The sequence below is a fragment of the Methylobacterium sp. Leaf123 genome (assembly GCF_001423405.1).
Taxonomy (GTDB): Bacteria; Pseudomonadota; Alphaproteobacteria; order Rhizobiales; family Beijerinckiaceae; genus Methylobacterium.
Genome location: NZ_LMNS01000038.1, coordinates 232,535 through 244,961 on the forward strand (window position 1 = coordinate 232,535; position 12,427 = coordinate 244,961).

The 12,427-nt window shown below is 69.8% G+C and carries 13 protein-coding genes; 12 read left to right on the forward strand and 1 reads right to left on the reverse strand.

What is annotated here, in order from left to right; genetic code table 11:
- The first annotated feature begins 96 nt into the window (after nt 1-96).
- The 3 genes from tatB to ASF53_RS20710 all read left to right on the forward strand — a co-directional run bounded on the left by tatB (nt 97) and on the right by ASF53_RS20710 (nt 2,194).
- Entirely contained in the window at nt 97-543 is a 447-nt protein-coding gene (gene tatB, locus ASF53_RS20700) for a Sec-independent protein translocase protein TatB (protein ID WP_056203114.1), read from the forward strand.
- Nucleotides 540-1,340: a twin-arginine translocase subunit TatC gene (tatC, locus tag ASF53_RS20705; protein WP_056203117.1), complete on the forward strand. Its 801-nt coding sequence runs from the start codon at nt 540-542 to the stop codon at nt 1,338-1,340. Before tatB ends, tatC begins: the two co-directional genes overlap by 4 nt.
- Before the next feature lie 152 nt (nt 1,341-1,492).
- Nucleotides 1,493-2,194: a hypothetical protein gene (locus ASF53_RS20710; RefSeq protein WP_056203121.1), complete on the forward strand. Its 702-nt coding sequence runs from the start codon at nt 1,493-1,495 to the stop codon at nt 2,192-2,194.
- Nucleotides 2,195-2,349: 155 nt separating this feature from the next.
- Here the strand turns inward: ASF53_RS20710 and ASF53_RS20715 are convergent, their stop codons facing one another.
- A complete protein-coding gene (locus tag ASF53_RS20715) occupies nt 2,350-3,525 on the reverse strand; it encodes an MFS transporter (RefSeq protein ID WP_056203123.1) in 1,176 nt (391 codons plus the stop codon).
- 420 nt (nt 3,526-3,945) lie between these two features.
- On the opposite strand from ASF53_RS20715, the gene msuE reads away from it, so the two are divergent.
- From msuE to ASF53_RS20760, 9 genes are all read left to right on the forward strand, one after another.
- A complete protein-coding gene (msuE, locus tag ASF53_RS20720; RefSeq protein ID WP_056203126.1) occupies nt 3,946-4,521 on the forward strand; it encodes an FMN reductase in 576 nt (191 codons plus the stop codon).
- 7 nt (nt 4,522-4,528) lie between these two features.
- The gene (locus ASF53_RS20725; protein ID WP_502690594.1) at nt 4,529-5,494 is read left to right on the forward strand and encodes an aliphatic sulfonate ABC transporter substrate-binding protein; all 966 of its coding nucleotides are present in this window, start codon (nt 4,529-4,531) and stop codon (nt 5,492-5,494) included.
- Between the two features lie 21 nt (nt 5,495-5,515).
- The gene (locus ASF53_RS20730) at nt 5,516-6,364 is read left to right on the forward strand and encodes an ABC transporter permease subunit (protein ID WP_056203131.1); all 849 of its coding nucleotides are present in this window, start codon (nt 5,516-5,518) and stop codon (nt 6,362-6,364) included.
- Nucleotides 6,365-6,385: 21 nt separating this feature from the next.
- A complete protein-coding gene (locus ASF53_RS20735; protein WP_056203134.1) occupies nt 6,386-7,177 on the forward strand; it encodes an ATP-binding cassette domain-containing protein in 792 nt (263 codons plus the stop codon).
- A 29-nt stretch (nt 7,178-7,206) separates the two neighbouring features.
- Entirely contained in the window at nt 7,207-8,382 is a 1,176-nt protein-coding gene (gene ssuD / locus ASF53_RS20740) for an FMNH2-dependent alkanesulfonate monooxygenase (protein WP_056203137.1), read from the forward strand.
- A 17-nt stretch (nt 8,383-8,399) separates the two neighbouring features.
- A complete protein-coding gene (locus tag ASF53_RS20745) occupies nt 8,400-9,374 on the forward strand; it encodes a sulfonate ABC transporter substrate-binding protein (protein ID WP_056203140.1) in 975 nt (324 codons plus the stop codon).
- 87 nt (nt 9,375-9,461) lie between these two features.
- Nucleotides 9,462-10,424 carry an aliphatic sulfonate ABC transporter substrate-binding protein gene (locus ASF53_RS20750; protein WP_056203142.1) on the forward strand — a complete coding sequence of 321 codons (963 nt, stop codon included), beginning with the start codon at nt 9,462-9,464 and terminating at the stop codon, nt 10,422-10,424.
- A gap of 32 nt (nt 10,425-10,456) precedes the next feature.
- Complete coding sequence (locus tag ASF53_RS20755) at nt 10,457-11,839, forward strand: FAD/NAD(P)-binding protein (RefSeq protein ID WP_056203875.1); 1,383 nt, start codon at nt 10,457-10,459, stop codon at nt 11,837-11,839.
- A gap of 335 nt (nt 11,840-12,174) precedes the next feature.
- Nucleotides 12,175-12,384: a hypothetical protein gene (locus ASF53_RS20760; RefSeq protein WP_056203147.1), complete on the forward strand. Its 210-nt coding sequence runs from the start codon at nt 12,175-12,177 to the stop codon at nt 12,382-12,384.
- Nucleotides 12,385-12,427: the final 43 nt, after the last annotated feature.

Below are 12,427 nucleotides of genomic sequence, written 5' to 3' on the forward strand. Positions count from 1 at the left end.
CGGCTTTCGGGTACGGTTGAAGATCGGCTCCGGGCAGGATAGCGCGGGCCGCGCGCCCGTCCTCGACAGGCGCGGCCTCGCGGGACGGACGACGCAATGCTGGACATGAGCTGGGGCGAGGTGATGCTGATCGGCGGCGTCGCCCTGATCGTCATCGGGCCGAAGGATCTGCCGAAAGCCCTGCGCACGCTGGGCCAGATCACCACCAAGGTCCGGCGCATGGCCGGCGAGTTCCAGTCGCAGTTCAACGAGGCGATCCGCGAGGCGGAGCTGGACGAGGTCCGCCGCGACGTCGAGGGCGTCAAGCGCACCGTCGATTCCGCGCGCCCGACCTTCAACCCCGTGGACACCATCCGCAACGAGATCCGCAGCGCGGTCGAGGGCCGTCCCGGCTCCGGCAGCAACAGCGCCGGCGCGAAAGACACGGGCAGCTTCGACGTGCCGCGCCCGACGCCCGGCCCGCAGGCCGACCCGATGCACGGGGCTCCGGCACAGGCCGTCGAGACCTCTCCCATCAAGCCCGAGACAGGCCCGACTCCATGAGCGACGAGCGCGATGAGGCCGAGATCGAGGCCTCGCGGGCACCCCTTCTGGAGCACCTGATCGAACTGCGCTCGCGACTGATCAAGTCGCTGATCGCGTTCATCGTGATGTTCTTCGCCTGCTTCTTCTTCTCGAAACAGATCTACAACATTCTCGTCTACCCCTACGTCTCGATCGTGGGGGCGCAGAATGCCGAGCTGATCGCGACCCACTTCCTCGAACAGGTCTTCACCAACATCAAACTCAGCGTGTTCGGCGCGGGTTTCCTGGCCTTCCCCGTCATCGCCACGCAGGTCTACGCCTTCGTCGCGCCGGGCCTCTACCGCAACGAGCGCCAGGCCTTCCTGCCCTATCTCGTCGCGACGCCGATCTTCTTCCTGCTCGGCGCGCTGGTCGTGTTCTTTCTGGCGATGCCGCTGCTGATCCAGTTCTCGGTCTCGCTGCAGCAGATCGGGCAGCCGGGCGAGGCGACGATCAAGCTCCTGCCGAAGGTCGACGAGTATCTCTCGCTGATCATGACGCTGATCTTCGCCTTCGGGCTCGCGTTCCAGATGCCGGTGATCCTCACGCTTCTGGGCCAGATCGGGGTGATCGACGCGGCCTTCCTGCGGGAGAAGCGGCGCTACGCCATCGTGCTGGTGTTCGTCGCCGCCGCGGTGCTGACGCCGCCGGACGTGATCTCGCAGCTCTCGCTGGCGATCCCGATGCTGCTTCTCTACGAGGCCTCCGTGTTCTCGGTCTCGCGCATGGAGAAGATCCGCGCCGCGCGGCGCCGGGCGCAAGGAATCGAAGACTGAGCGAGGACGGGGCGAGGGCGGATCGCCGCCCCGGCTGGCCCCGGCGCCTGTGGGCAAAATAAGTCAGATTGCGCATCACCATTTTGCGCGCAATCTTGAAAGGCTCCGGCGCCGCGCCACCCTTCTCTCCGAACTCAAACGGAGAGAATCTCATGTTCCATACGATGCGGACCGCCTTCGCGGTCGCCGCCCTGACGACGCTCGCGGGTGCCGCCCAGGCAGCCGAGCTTCAGCGGGTGCGCGGCACGATCGAAAAAAGCGACGCCGGCACGGTCACGATCAAGACCACGGACGGCACGTCGGAGACGGTGCAGGTCGGCGGCGCCAAGTTCGCCTGGGTGGTGAAGTCGAGCCTCGACCAGATCAAGGAGGGCACCTTCATCGGCACCGCCACCAAGGGCGAGAATCCGATGACGGCCCTCGAAGTGGTGCTGTTCCCCGAATCCATGCGCGGCACGGCTGAGGGCCATTACGGCTGGGACGCGATCCCCGACCATACGGCGGGCGGCAGCGGGCCGGTGGTGAAGAGCTCCATGACCAACGGCACAGTGAAGGCCGGCGGCGCTGCTGGCGGCGCGCCGAAGGTCAAGAGTTCGATGACCAACGCCACCGTGGCCAGCAGCAATACGGGCTCCGGCAGCGGCGGCGAGCGCACGCTCACCGTGACCTACGACAAGGACGGCTCGAAGACGATCGTGGTGCCGCCCAAGGCGCCGATCGTCGCCTTCGACCCCGCCGACAAGTCGATCCTGACGCCGGGCGCGAAGATCTTCGTGGTCGCGGCCAAGGACGGCGGCAAGCTCGAAGGCAAGCTCGTCGCCGTGGGCAAGGACGGCCTCACCCCGCCGATGTGATCCGACCCGTCCATTAGTGCCGTATCCGCTCTGATTGCATCAGGTCGGATACGGCACTAAATCTTTGTTTTGACGCGCTTTCTTTCGCCGAACCGGCGTCCACTTCGCCGGAAAGCACTCTTGCATCGCGTGCTCCAGGGCAGCGATGCCGGCCGTCACGACCGTCCCTGGCTCGCCGCCAGGGACGACCACAGGGGCCGCGCCACCGCCGTGGCGGCAAGGCCGAGCCCGAGGAGCGAGACGACGGCCGCCAGGGCCGGCAGCTCCGCATAGCCCGCGCCGAGCGTCAGGGCCGTGCCGCCGACCCACGCGCCCATGGCGTTGCCGAGATTGAACGCGCCCTGGTTCAGGGTCGAGGCGAGGTTCGGGGCGTCGCTGGCCGCCTCCACCACCCAGACCTGGAGCGGCGAGACCAGGGCGAAGGCGAGCCCGCTCCACAGCACCAGCACCGCCAGGGCCGGCCAGGTGAAGGGCGCCACCAGCGAGAACACGACGAGCACCGCGATCAGGCCCATGAAGCTGCCGAGCACCGTGCGCATCAGGCTGCGGTCGGCGAGCCAGCCGCCGGCGAGATTGCCGACGGTGAGGCCGACACCCGCTGCGAACAGCGCCCCCGTCACGCCGCCGGGCGTCAGATGCGTCACGGTGAGCAGGAACGGCGCGATGTAGGTGAAGACGGTGAAGAAGCTCACCGAGGACAGGGTCGAGACCAGCATCGGCCGCAGCACCGGCCAGCGCCCGAGCGCGCGGAACTCCTTTGCCAAGCCGCCGCGCGTGCCGGGCATCCCGCCGGGGAGGGCCAGCGCGATGGCCGCGCCTGCCAGGAGCCCGATGCCGACCACCGCCCAGAAGGTCGAGCGCCAGCCGAAGGCCTGACCGAGCGCGGTTCCGAGCGGCACGCCGAGAACGTTGGCGAGCGTCAGCCCGGCGAACATCAGCGAGACGGCCTGGGTGCGCTTCTCGCGCGGCACGAGGTTGCGCGCGACGATGGCGCCGATGCCGAAGAAGGCGCCGTGGGCGAAGGCGGTGGCGACCCGCGCGGCCATCAGCCATTCGTAGCTCGGCGCCAGGGCGCAGGCGAGGTTGCCGAGGGTGAACACCGCCATCAAAGCGAGCAAGGCCGCTTTGCGCGGCAGGCGCGCGGTCGCCATCGCCACGAGCGGCGCGCCGATCACCACACCGAGCGCGTAGCCGGACACGAGGTGGCCCGCCTGCGGGATCGTGACGTCGAAGTCGCGCGCCATCTCCGGCAGGAGACCCATGATGACGAACTCGGTGGTGCCGATGCCGAAGGAGGCGACGGCGAGCGCGAGGATCGGCAGGGATGCCATACAGAATGCTCCGGGCGGCGCCTGTGCTGCACTGCAATACGAGCGCCGCAACATGGTCATCCCGGCCGGACGCGACAGGCGCATGACCGGGAGGCAGCCCTGCGCCCAGGTCAGAACGGTCGCGCGCGAGGGCTCCAACCCCGACTCCGGCGATGCTCTCTCGGAGCGCCCGAGGCTGCGAAGGAGCGCAAAAAGAATCTCTCTGCCCCGCTGCGCGCAGCGAGAGAACTGTCCTCTACCTTAGAAAAACAACGCAAAAACAATCCGTTGATTTGCGCGGCTCCAAGTCTTTAAATCTCAGGACAACAACGCCCCAACAACGCTCCGCAGCCCTTCGAAGATTTGAGGCTAGAGACACTCCTTCAGGAGGTTTCCGGCACCGCTCTTCCCTGGCCGCGGCCTTGCCTCGGATCATTCGCGATGCCCGCACGGATCGTTGCCTTCTCCGGCAACACGCACCGCCCCTCCCGCACCCGCACCCTGGTCGAGGCGGTGGCCGCCGAATTGTCGCGCCAGCGCCCGATCGACCTGAAGGTCTACGATCTCGTCGATGCCGGCACCGGCATTGCGGTCGCGAGCCGTTCGGCCCTGCCGCTGCCGGCGGCGCGGATCGTGGAGGCGATCGAGACGGCCGACGCGCTGATCGTCGGCTCGCCGGTCTACAAGGGCAGCTATGCGGGGCTGTTCAAGCACCTGATCGATTTCGTCGCCCCCGAGGCGCTGATCGGCAAGCCGGTGGTGCTCACCGCGACCGGCGGCGGGCCGCGCCACGCGCTGGTGGTCGAGCACTCCTTGCGCCCGCTCTTCGGCTTCTTCTCGGCGCAGACGGCGCCGACCGCCGTCTATGCCGGCGACACCGAGATCGCCGAGGGCCGCGTCGCCGACGAGATCGTGCGGACCCGCGTGGCGCAGGCCGCGGCTGAACTCGCCCGGCTCCTCGACGTCGCGCACATCGCCTCCGTCCCGGCGCCGCTGGCGACGGCCGCAGCGCGCTGAGATGACGATGCTCGACCGTCGCCGCCTCCTCGCGGCCTGCCTCGCTTTGGCCGGCACCGCACTTCCGCTTCGCGATGCCCGCGCCAGCGAGCCGGGCGTGCTGCGCATCGGCTACCAGAAGAACGGCATCCTCGCGGTCGCCCGCGAGCAGGCCGCGATCGAGGCCGCGCTGAAGCCGCAGGGCGTGAGCGTGCGCTGGGTCGAGTTCTCGTTCGGGCCCCCGCTTCTCGAAGCGCTGAACCTCGGCGCGATCGATTTCGGCCAGACCGGCGACGCGCCGCCGATCTTCGCCCAGGCCGCGGGCGCAAATCTCGTCTACGCGGCAGCCCAGCCCCATGGCGGCTCGGGCTCGGCGATCCTCGTGCCGAAGGATTCGCCTCTCACCACGCTCGCCGAACTCAAGGGCAAGCGCGTCGCCTTCTCGAAGGGGTCGAGCGCGCACAACCTCACCGTCGCCGCCCTGGAAAAGGCGGGCCTCACCTACCGCGACATCACCCCGGTTCTGCTGGCCCCGGCCGACGGCGCGGCGGCGTTTGCCGGCGGCACGATCGACGCCTGGGCAGTGTGGGATCCCTATTTCGCCATCGCCGAGGAGGGACAGGGCGCGCGCGTCCTCGTGCGGGCCTCGGACATCACCCCCACAAATAACTTCTTCCTCGCGAACAAGGATTTCGCCGAGGCGCAGGCCGACGTCCTGACGACGGCCCTCGCCGCGCTCGGCGAGGTCGCGGTGTGGTGCGAGGGCAACCATGCCAGCGTCGCGGCGAGCCTGTCGAAGATCACCGGCGTGCCGCTCGCCGCCACGCGCCGCGCCGTCGAGCGCATCCGCTTCGTCATCGCGCCGATGGATGCCCCCGTGATCGCCGAGCAGCAGCGCATCGCCGACCGCTTCCACGCCATCGGCGTGATCCCCCGCCCGGTGCAGGTGTCCGACATCGTCTGGACGCCGCCCGAGACCGCCAACAAGACATAAGAACAACGGGTGAGCCGAACCATGGCCGATTCCGCCGCGATCCGATCGCTCCCCGGCCGCGCGCACCGCGCCGAGGCCGCCGCCCCCCTCCCGCGCCAACCCTCGCGTCTGCCGACGGCCCAGCTGCTGCCCTGGCTGCTGCCGACGCTCGTAATCCTCGGCTGGCAGGCGGCGGCCTCGTTCGGGCTCGTCTCGACCCGGTTCATGCCGGCGCCGCTGGATGTGGCCGCCGCGGGCTGGCGCCTCTCTCAGACCGGCGAGCTGTGGGAGAACCTGTGGGTGAGCTTTGCCCGCGCGGCGGCCGGCTTCCTCGTGGGCGGCGGCATCGGGCTGGCCTTCGGGCTCGCCAATGGCCTCTCGAACCTCTCGGAAAAGCTCACCGACACCACGCTGCAGATGGTGCGCAACGTGCCCCACCTGTCGCTGATCCCGCTGGTGATCCTGTGGTTCGGCATCGACGAGGGGGCCAAGCTGTTCCTCGTGGCGCTCGGCGTGTTCTTCCCCGTCTACGCCAACACCCTGCACGGGATCCGCTCGGTCGATCCGCAGCTCATCGAGATGGGCCGGGTCTACGGCATGAACCGGCGCGAATTGTTCTGGCGCGTGGTGCTGCCGGGCGCGCTGCCCTCGATCTTCGTCGGCGTGCGCTACGCGCTCGGCATCATGTGGCTGACGCTGATCGTCGCCGAGACGATCTCGGCCAATTCCGGCCTCGGCTACATGGCGATGCAGGCCCGCGAGTTCATGCTGGTCGATGTCGTGGTGCTGGCGATCCTGATCTACGCCGCCCTCGGCAAGCTGGCCGACAGCCTGACCCGGGCGCTGGAACGCAGCTGCCTCGCCTGGAACCCGGCCTACCGCAACGCCTGATCCGAACCGCGAGTGAGTTCCATGTCCGCTGCCACTGCCCTGCGCGTCGAGGACGCCGCCGCGCACCCGCGCGACGCCGGCCTCGCCATCACCCTGCGCGGCCTTTCCAAGACCTTCGACGGGGGCGCCCCCGTCATCCGTGGGCTCGACCTGCACGTGCCCGCCGGGCAGTTCGTCGCCGTGGTCGGCCGTTCCGGGTGCGGCAAGAGCACCCTGCTGCGCCTGATCCTCGGCCTCGAGGAACCGAGCGCCGGCCGGGTCAGCGTGAACGGCGGCGCAGGAAACGGCGCGGCCCAATCCAAAAAAATCATGTTCCAAGAGCCGCGACTACTGCCCTGGGCGCGGGTCGCCGACAACGTCGCCGTCGGGCTCGGGCGCGAGATCGGCCGGGCCGAGCGGCGCAAGCGGGCGCTCGCCGTCCTCGACGAGGTCGGGCTGGCGGAAAAGGCCGGCAACTGGCCCGCGACGCTCTCCGGCGGCCAGCGCCAGCGGGTGGCGCTCGCCCGCGCCCTGGTGAGCCGCCCGGCGCTGCTGGCCCTGGACGAGCCACTCGGGGCGCTGGACGCGCTCACCCGCATCGAGATGCAGGCGATGATCGAGCGGATCTGGGCGGACCAGGGCTTCACCGCGATCCTCGTCACCCACGATGTCGGCGAGGCGGTGGCAATGGCCGACCGCATCCTCGTGGTCGAGGAGGGCGCCATCGCGCTCGATGTCGCCGTGGACGTGCCCCGCCCCCGCCGCCGCGGCGACCCGGCTCTGGCCGAACTCGAAGGCCGCATCCTCGACCGGCTTCTCGGCCACCGCGCCTGACTTTTTAGCGATTTTTCGGAGCGTATTCCATGAGCGTACAGACCGACGGCAAGACCGACGTCCTCTGGTTCCTGCCCACCCATGGCGACGGCCGCTATCTCGGCGCCTCGGAAGGCGCCCGCGACGTCTCGCTGCCCTATCTCCGTCAGATCGCGCAGGCCGCGGACGATCTCGGCTATTACGGCGTGCTGCTGCCGACCGGGCGCTCCTGCGAGGATTCCTGGGTCGTCGCCTCGGCGCTCGCTCCCCTGACGCAGCGCCTGCGCTTCCTCGTCGCCGTGCGCCCCGGCTTGCAGGAGCCATCAGTGGCCGCCCGCATGGCCGCGACGCTGGACCGGATCTCGGACGGGCGCCTCCTCATCAATGTCGTCACCGGGGGCGATCCGGTGGAGCTGAAGGGCGACGGCGTCTTCCTCGACCACGATGAGCGCTACGCCGTCACCGACGAGTTCCTTCACATCTGGCGCGGGCTGATGGCCGGCGAGACCGTCAACTTCGAGGGCAAGCACCTGCGCTCCGAGAACGGCCGGGTGATCTTCCGGCCCGTCCAGGCGCCCTATCCGCCGCTCTATTTCGGCGGCTCCTCGCCCGCCGGGATCGAGGTCGCGGCCGAGCATTGCGAGGTCTACCTCACCTGGGGCGAGCCCCCGGCCGGTGTCGCCGAGAAAATCGCCAAGGCGCGCGAGGCCGCTGAGAAGAAAGGCAAAACATTCTCCTATGGCATCCGCCTGCATGTCATCGTGCGCGAAACCGAGGGCGAGGCCTGGGAGGCGGCCGAAAGGCTGATCTCGCGGCTCGACGACGACACGATCGCCCAGGCGCAGGCGACCCTGAAGCGCCAGGATTCCGTCGGCCAGAGCCGGATGATGGCGCTGCACGGCGGCGACCGGAACAAGCTCGTGGTCTCGCCCAACCTCTGGGCCGGCGTCGGCCTCGTGCGCGGCGGGGCGGGCACGGCTCTGGTCGGCTCGGCGGATCAGGTCGCCGACCGGATGAAGGAGTACATCGATCTCGGCATCGACCGCTTCATCCTCTCCGGCTACCCGCATCTGGAGGAGGCCTACCGCTTCGCCGAACTGGTCTTCCCCAAGCTCCCCTTGCGCGCGACCACCGGCACGGCGCCGAGCACGGCGCGCAACAACGGCCCGTTCGGCGAGGTCATCGCCAACGACATCGTGCCGACCCGCCGCGTCAGCGCCCACTGATCGGGGAGTTTTGTCAGATGCTTGCCCGCACCCGCCCCGTTCCCCCGTCCTTGCTGCTGCCGCGCCTGTGGCTGGCGCTCGCCGCGCTGATCTTCGCCAGCCTGTCGCTGGCCGCCCACGCGCAGGAGCGGGTGGTGCGGATCGGCTACCAGAAATACGGCACGCTGGTGCTGCTCAAGGGCCGCGGCACCCTGGAACCCAAGCTCAAGGCGCTCGGCTACCGGGTGCTCTGGTCGGAATTCCCCTCCGGCCCGCCGCTGATGGAGGCGCTGAACGCGGGGGCCGTCGATTTCGGCTCGGCCGGCGAGACTCCGCCGATCTTTGCCCAGGCCGCGAGCGACGCGCTGGCTTACGTCGCCCACGAGCCCGCCGCGCCCCAGGGCGAGGCGATCCTGGTGCGCAAGAGCAGTCCGGTCCGGTCGGTGGCGGATCTGCGGGGTAAGAAGGTCGCGCTGAACAAGGGCTCGAACGTGCACTACCTGCTGGTGCGCGCCATCGAGGCGGCGGGGCTGACGCTCGCCGACATCACCCCCGTCTACCTCGCGCCGGCCGATGCGCGGGCGGCGTTCGAGCGCGGCGCGGTCGATGCCTGGGCGATCTGGGATCCGTACTTCGCCGCCGCCGAAGCCGGCGGCAACGCGCGGGTGCTCACCGACGGCACCGGCCTCGTGCCGAACCACCAGTTCTATCTTTCCTCCAAGAGCTTCGCCGCCGAGAACGGCCCGGCGCTCGACGTCATCGTCGCGGCCATCGCCGAGGTCGATGCCTGGGCGCGGGACAACACAGACGCGGTGGCCAAGGAATTGAGCCCCTCCGTCGGCATCCCGGCGCCGATCCTGAGCGTCGCGCTCAAGCGCCAGAGCTACGGCATCCGCCCCCTCGACGCGGCGGTGACGGCCGAGCAGCAGCGCATCGCCGACACCTTCCACGGGCTCAAGCTCGTGCCGAAGACGGTCGAGATCACCGGGGCCGTGCGCAAGCCGGGAAGCTGACGGCTTCTCATCCCGCTCGCTCCGCCCCCGTCGCGGGGCGGGGAAACACCCGTCCCGTTCGCCTCCGATCGAAACAGAAAAGCCCCCATGAACCGCCGGTCCGCCGCCCGCTTCGTCCTCGCCGGCCTGACGCTGGGTCTCGTCCTCGATCGCAATCCGACCATGGCAGAGGAATCCACCCTGCGCATCGGCTACCAGCGCTCCTCGGCGCTGATTGCGCTGCTGCGCGAGGATGCCGCCCTGGAAACGGCCCTGAAGCCGCTCGGCGTCACGGTCTCCTGGCACGAATTCACCAGCGGCCTGCCGATCATGGAGGCGCTGAATGTCGGCCGCATCGACGTCTCGGCGGATGTCGCCGACACCGTGCCGGTCTTCGCGCAGGCGGCGAATGCCAAGATCACCTACATCGCCCAGGAAGCGGCCTCGCCGGAGGCGCAGGCGATCCTCGTGGCGGGCGATTCCCCGCTCAAGACGGTCGCCGACCTGAAGGGCCGCAAGGTCGCGGTCACCAAGGGCGCCGGCAGCCACTACCTGCTGCTCGCCGCGCTGAAGGCGGAGGGGTTGCCCTTCAAGAGCATCAATCCGGCCTACCTCACCCCGGCGGATGGGCGCAGCGCGCTGGCCGGCGGCAGCGTCGAGGCCTGGGTGGCCTGGGATCCGTTTCTCTCCGCCGCGCAGATTCAGGCCGGGGCGCGCATCCTGCGGGATGGCACCGGGCTCTCGGCCTACAAGCGCTACTATCTCGCCTCCGACGCCTACGCCGAAAAGCGCGCCGACGTGCTGACCCTGCTCGTCGCCAAGCTGCGCGAGGCCGGCGCCTGGGTGAAGGCCAACCCCGATGCCGCCGCCGCGCGGCTGGGCGCCCTGTGGAAGATCGAGCCCGAGATCGTCAAACGGGCCAATGCCCGCCGCTCCTACCGGGTCGAGCCGGTGACCCGCGCCGGGTTGGCGGAGCAGCAGACCATCGCCGACGCCTTCCGCGCCGAGGGGTTGCTGCCGCGGGCCGTGGATGCCGCCGCGCTCCCAGTCTGGGAAGCGCCGTCGCGATGATCGGGGGCGTTTCACGCAAGGGATCGAACACGATGACCCGTCCGGCAAGCCTGCCCCCCATCGCCGTGATCGGCGCGGGGTTCAGCGGCACCATGGCCGCGCTTCAGTCGCTCTCAACCCTGCCGCCGGAGCAGCCGGTGCTGCTGTGCGAGCGCGGGGGCAGCTTCGCGCGCGGGCTCGCCTACGGCACCGGCAACCCGGCCCACCTCCTCAACGTGCGCGCCGCCAATATGAGCGCCTTTCCCGACCGGCCGGGCCATTTCGAGGAATGGCTTGCCGGCACCGATTTCAAGGATGGCGTCGTGACGACGCCGGCCGGCACCTTCGTGGCACGGGGCCATTACGGCAGCTACCTCACCGACCTGCTGACCGTGGCCGTCACCGGGCCGGGGGCGCCGCGCCTGCGCCTCGTCCATGACGCGGTGGTCGATCTGGAGCCGCGGGCCGGCGGCTTGCTGCTGCGCACCGAGGGCGGGCAGGTCCACAGGGTCGCCGGCGCCGTGCTCGCCATGGGCAATCTGGCCTCGGCGGCACCCAAGAGCCGGCATAGCCTCGACCCCTGGGCCCCGGACAGCTTCGGCCGGCTTCACCCGCACGCGCCGGTCCTCATCGTCGGCACTGGCCTCACCATGCTCGACGCGGTGGCGAGTCTGCGGGCGCAGGGCTTTACCGGCGCGATCCTCGCCCTGTCGCGCCGCGGCCTGTTGCCGAACGCCCACGCCCCGGCCGACCTCTGGCCCACCCCGGATTTGAAGCCGGCCGATTTCGCCTCCCTAAGGCGGCTTCTTGCCCGCATTCGCACGGAAGTGGCGCGGGCCGCGGAGGCGGGCGTCGGCTGGCACGGCGTCATCGACGCCCTGCGTCCGCTCACCGACACGATCTGGCGCAGCCTGCCGCCGCGGGAGCAGGCTCGGTTCCAGCGCCATCTGCGCCCGTTCTGGGACGTGCACCGCCACCGCACCGCGCCGCCCGCCGCGCAAACCATCGCCGACGAGATCGCCCGCGGCGCCCTCACCGTGCGGGCCGGGCGCCTGATCGATGTCGAGGACGAGGCGTCGCAGGCGGTAGTGACTCTGCGCCTGCGCGGGGCCGAGCGTCCGGAGCGCCTTGCCGTCCAGGCGATGATCGACGCCACCGGCTTCGGTCATCTCAAGGAGAACCGCGATCCGCTGCTGCGGCGCCTGTTCGAGCGCGGGCTCGTGCGGCCCGGCCCGTTCGGGCTCGGCCTCGATGCGGGGGTGGATTACCGGGCGGTCCGTGACGCGGCCGGGGAGGGCGGGGGACCGCTCTGGATCCTCGGGCCGCTCCTGCGCGGCGTCCTGTGGGAATGCACCGCGGTGCCCGACATCCGCAACGAGGCGGCGGACCTCGCCAGTCTCGTCGCCGCCACCCTCGACCACGCCGTCGCGGCCTAGCGCGCCCTCATTCCAATCCTCCCACGCGTCGCCTCGAAGCGGCGGAGAACCGCGATTCTCCGCCGCTTCACGCATTCGTGAGCTAGCACGCGCTCCCCGTCCGACCGCCCGGCATTCGCCTTTTCAACCACAAACCCTTGGCCGGCCTGCGGTTTCACGCGGCGCGGACGCGACCTCTCTCATGCCGGCTCACAATTCGGAATCATTCTAAAGAGCTTGCTCCGAGTTTGGACTTGTTCTAATCAAGGGTGGTGACGGCGGGACATCCGGGGCCGAGCGGCCCCGAGGACAGACCCGCCAACGAGCAACGATCGAACGAAAACCGGAGAGAGAACATGGCCTCCTCGAGCAACGCCGCCTGCCAGAGCTGCCGCTTCTTCGACGACCACAAGACCAACGGTGCCCAGGCTGCGGGCGACCAGGGACTGTGCCGCTTCAACCCGCCGGTGAGCCAGCCCGACCCGCAGAGCCAGGGCCTGTGGCCGGTCGTCGCCTCCAAGGATTGGTGCGGCCACTTCACCGCCGATCTCGCCCCGGCCGAGTAAGTCGCGGTTCGACCGAAGTAATCCGAAAGGGCCGGTGCCATGC

Excerpts from the sequence above, each read along its gene's own strand:
- tatB (WP_056203114.1), top strand. The coding sequence starts at position 97 with ATGCTGGACATGAGCTGGGGCGAGGTGATGCTGATCGGCGGCGTCGCC.
- tatC (WP_056203117.1), top strand. The coding sequence starts at position 540 with ATGAGCGACGAGCGCGATGAGGCCGAGATCGAGGCCTCGCGGGCACCC.
- ASF53_RS20710 (WP_056203121.1), top strand. The coding sequence starts at position 1,493 with ATGTTCCATACGATGCGGACCGCCTTCGCGGTCGCCGCCCTGACGACG.
- ASF53_RS20715 (WP_056203123.1), bottom strand. The coding sequence starts at position 3,525 with ATGGCATCCCTGCCGATCCTCGCGCTCGCCGTCGCCTCCTTCGGCATC.
- msuE (WP_056203126.1), top strand. The coding sequence starts at position 3,946 with ATGCCCGCACGGATCGTTGCCTTCTCCGGCAACACGCACCGCCCCTCC.
- ASF53_RS20725 (WP_502690594.1), top strand. The coding sequence starts at position 4,529 with ATGCTCGACCGTCGCCGCCTCCTCGCGGCCTGCCTCGCTTTGGCCGGC.
- ASF53_RS20730 (WP_056203131.1), top strand. The coding sequence starts at position 5,516 with ATGGCCGATTCCGCCGCGATCCGATCGCTCCCCGGCCGCGCGCACCGC.
- ASF53_RS20735 (WP_056203134.1), top strand. The coding sequence starts at position 6,386 with ATGTCCGCTGCCACTGCCCTGCGCGTCGAGGACGCCGCCGCGCACCCG.
- ssuD (WP_056203137.1), top strand. The coding sequence starts at position 7,207 with ATGAGCGTACAGACCGACGGCAAGACCGACGTCCTCTGGTTCCTGCCC.
- ASF53_RS20745 (WP_056203140.1), top strand. The coding sequence starts at position 8,400 with ATGCTTGCCCGCACCCGCCCCGTTCCCCCGTCCTTGCTGCTGCCGCGC.
- ASF53_RS20750 (WP_056203142.1), top strand. The coding sequence starts at position 9,462 with ATGAACCGCCGGTCCGCCGCCCGCTTCGTCCTCGCCGGCCTGACGCTG.
- ASF53_RS20755 (WP_056203875.1), top strand. The coding sequence starts at position 10,457 with ATGACCCGTCCGGCAAGCCTGCCCCCCATCGCCGTGATCGGCGCGGGG.
- ASF53_RS20760 (WP_056203147.1), top strand. The coding sequence starts at position 12,175 with ATGGCCTCCTCGAGCAACGCCGCCTGCCAGAGCTGCCGCTTCTTCGAC.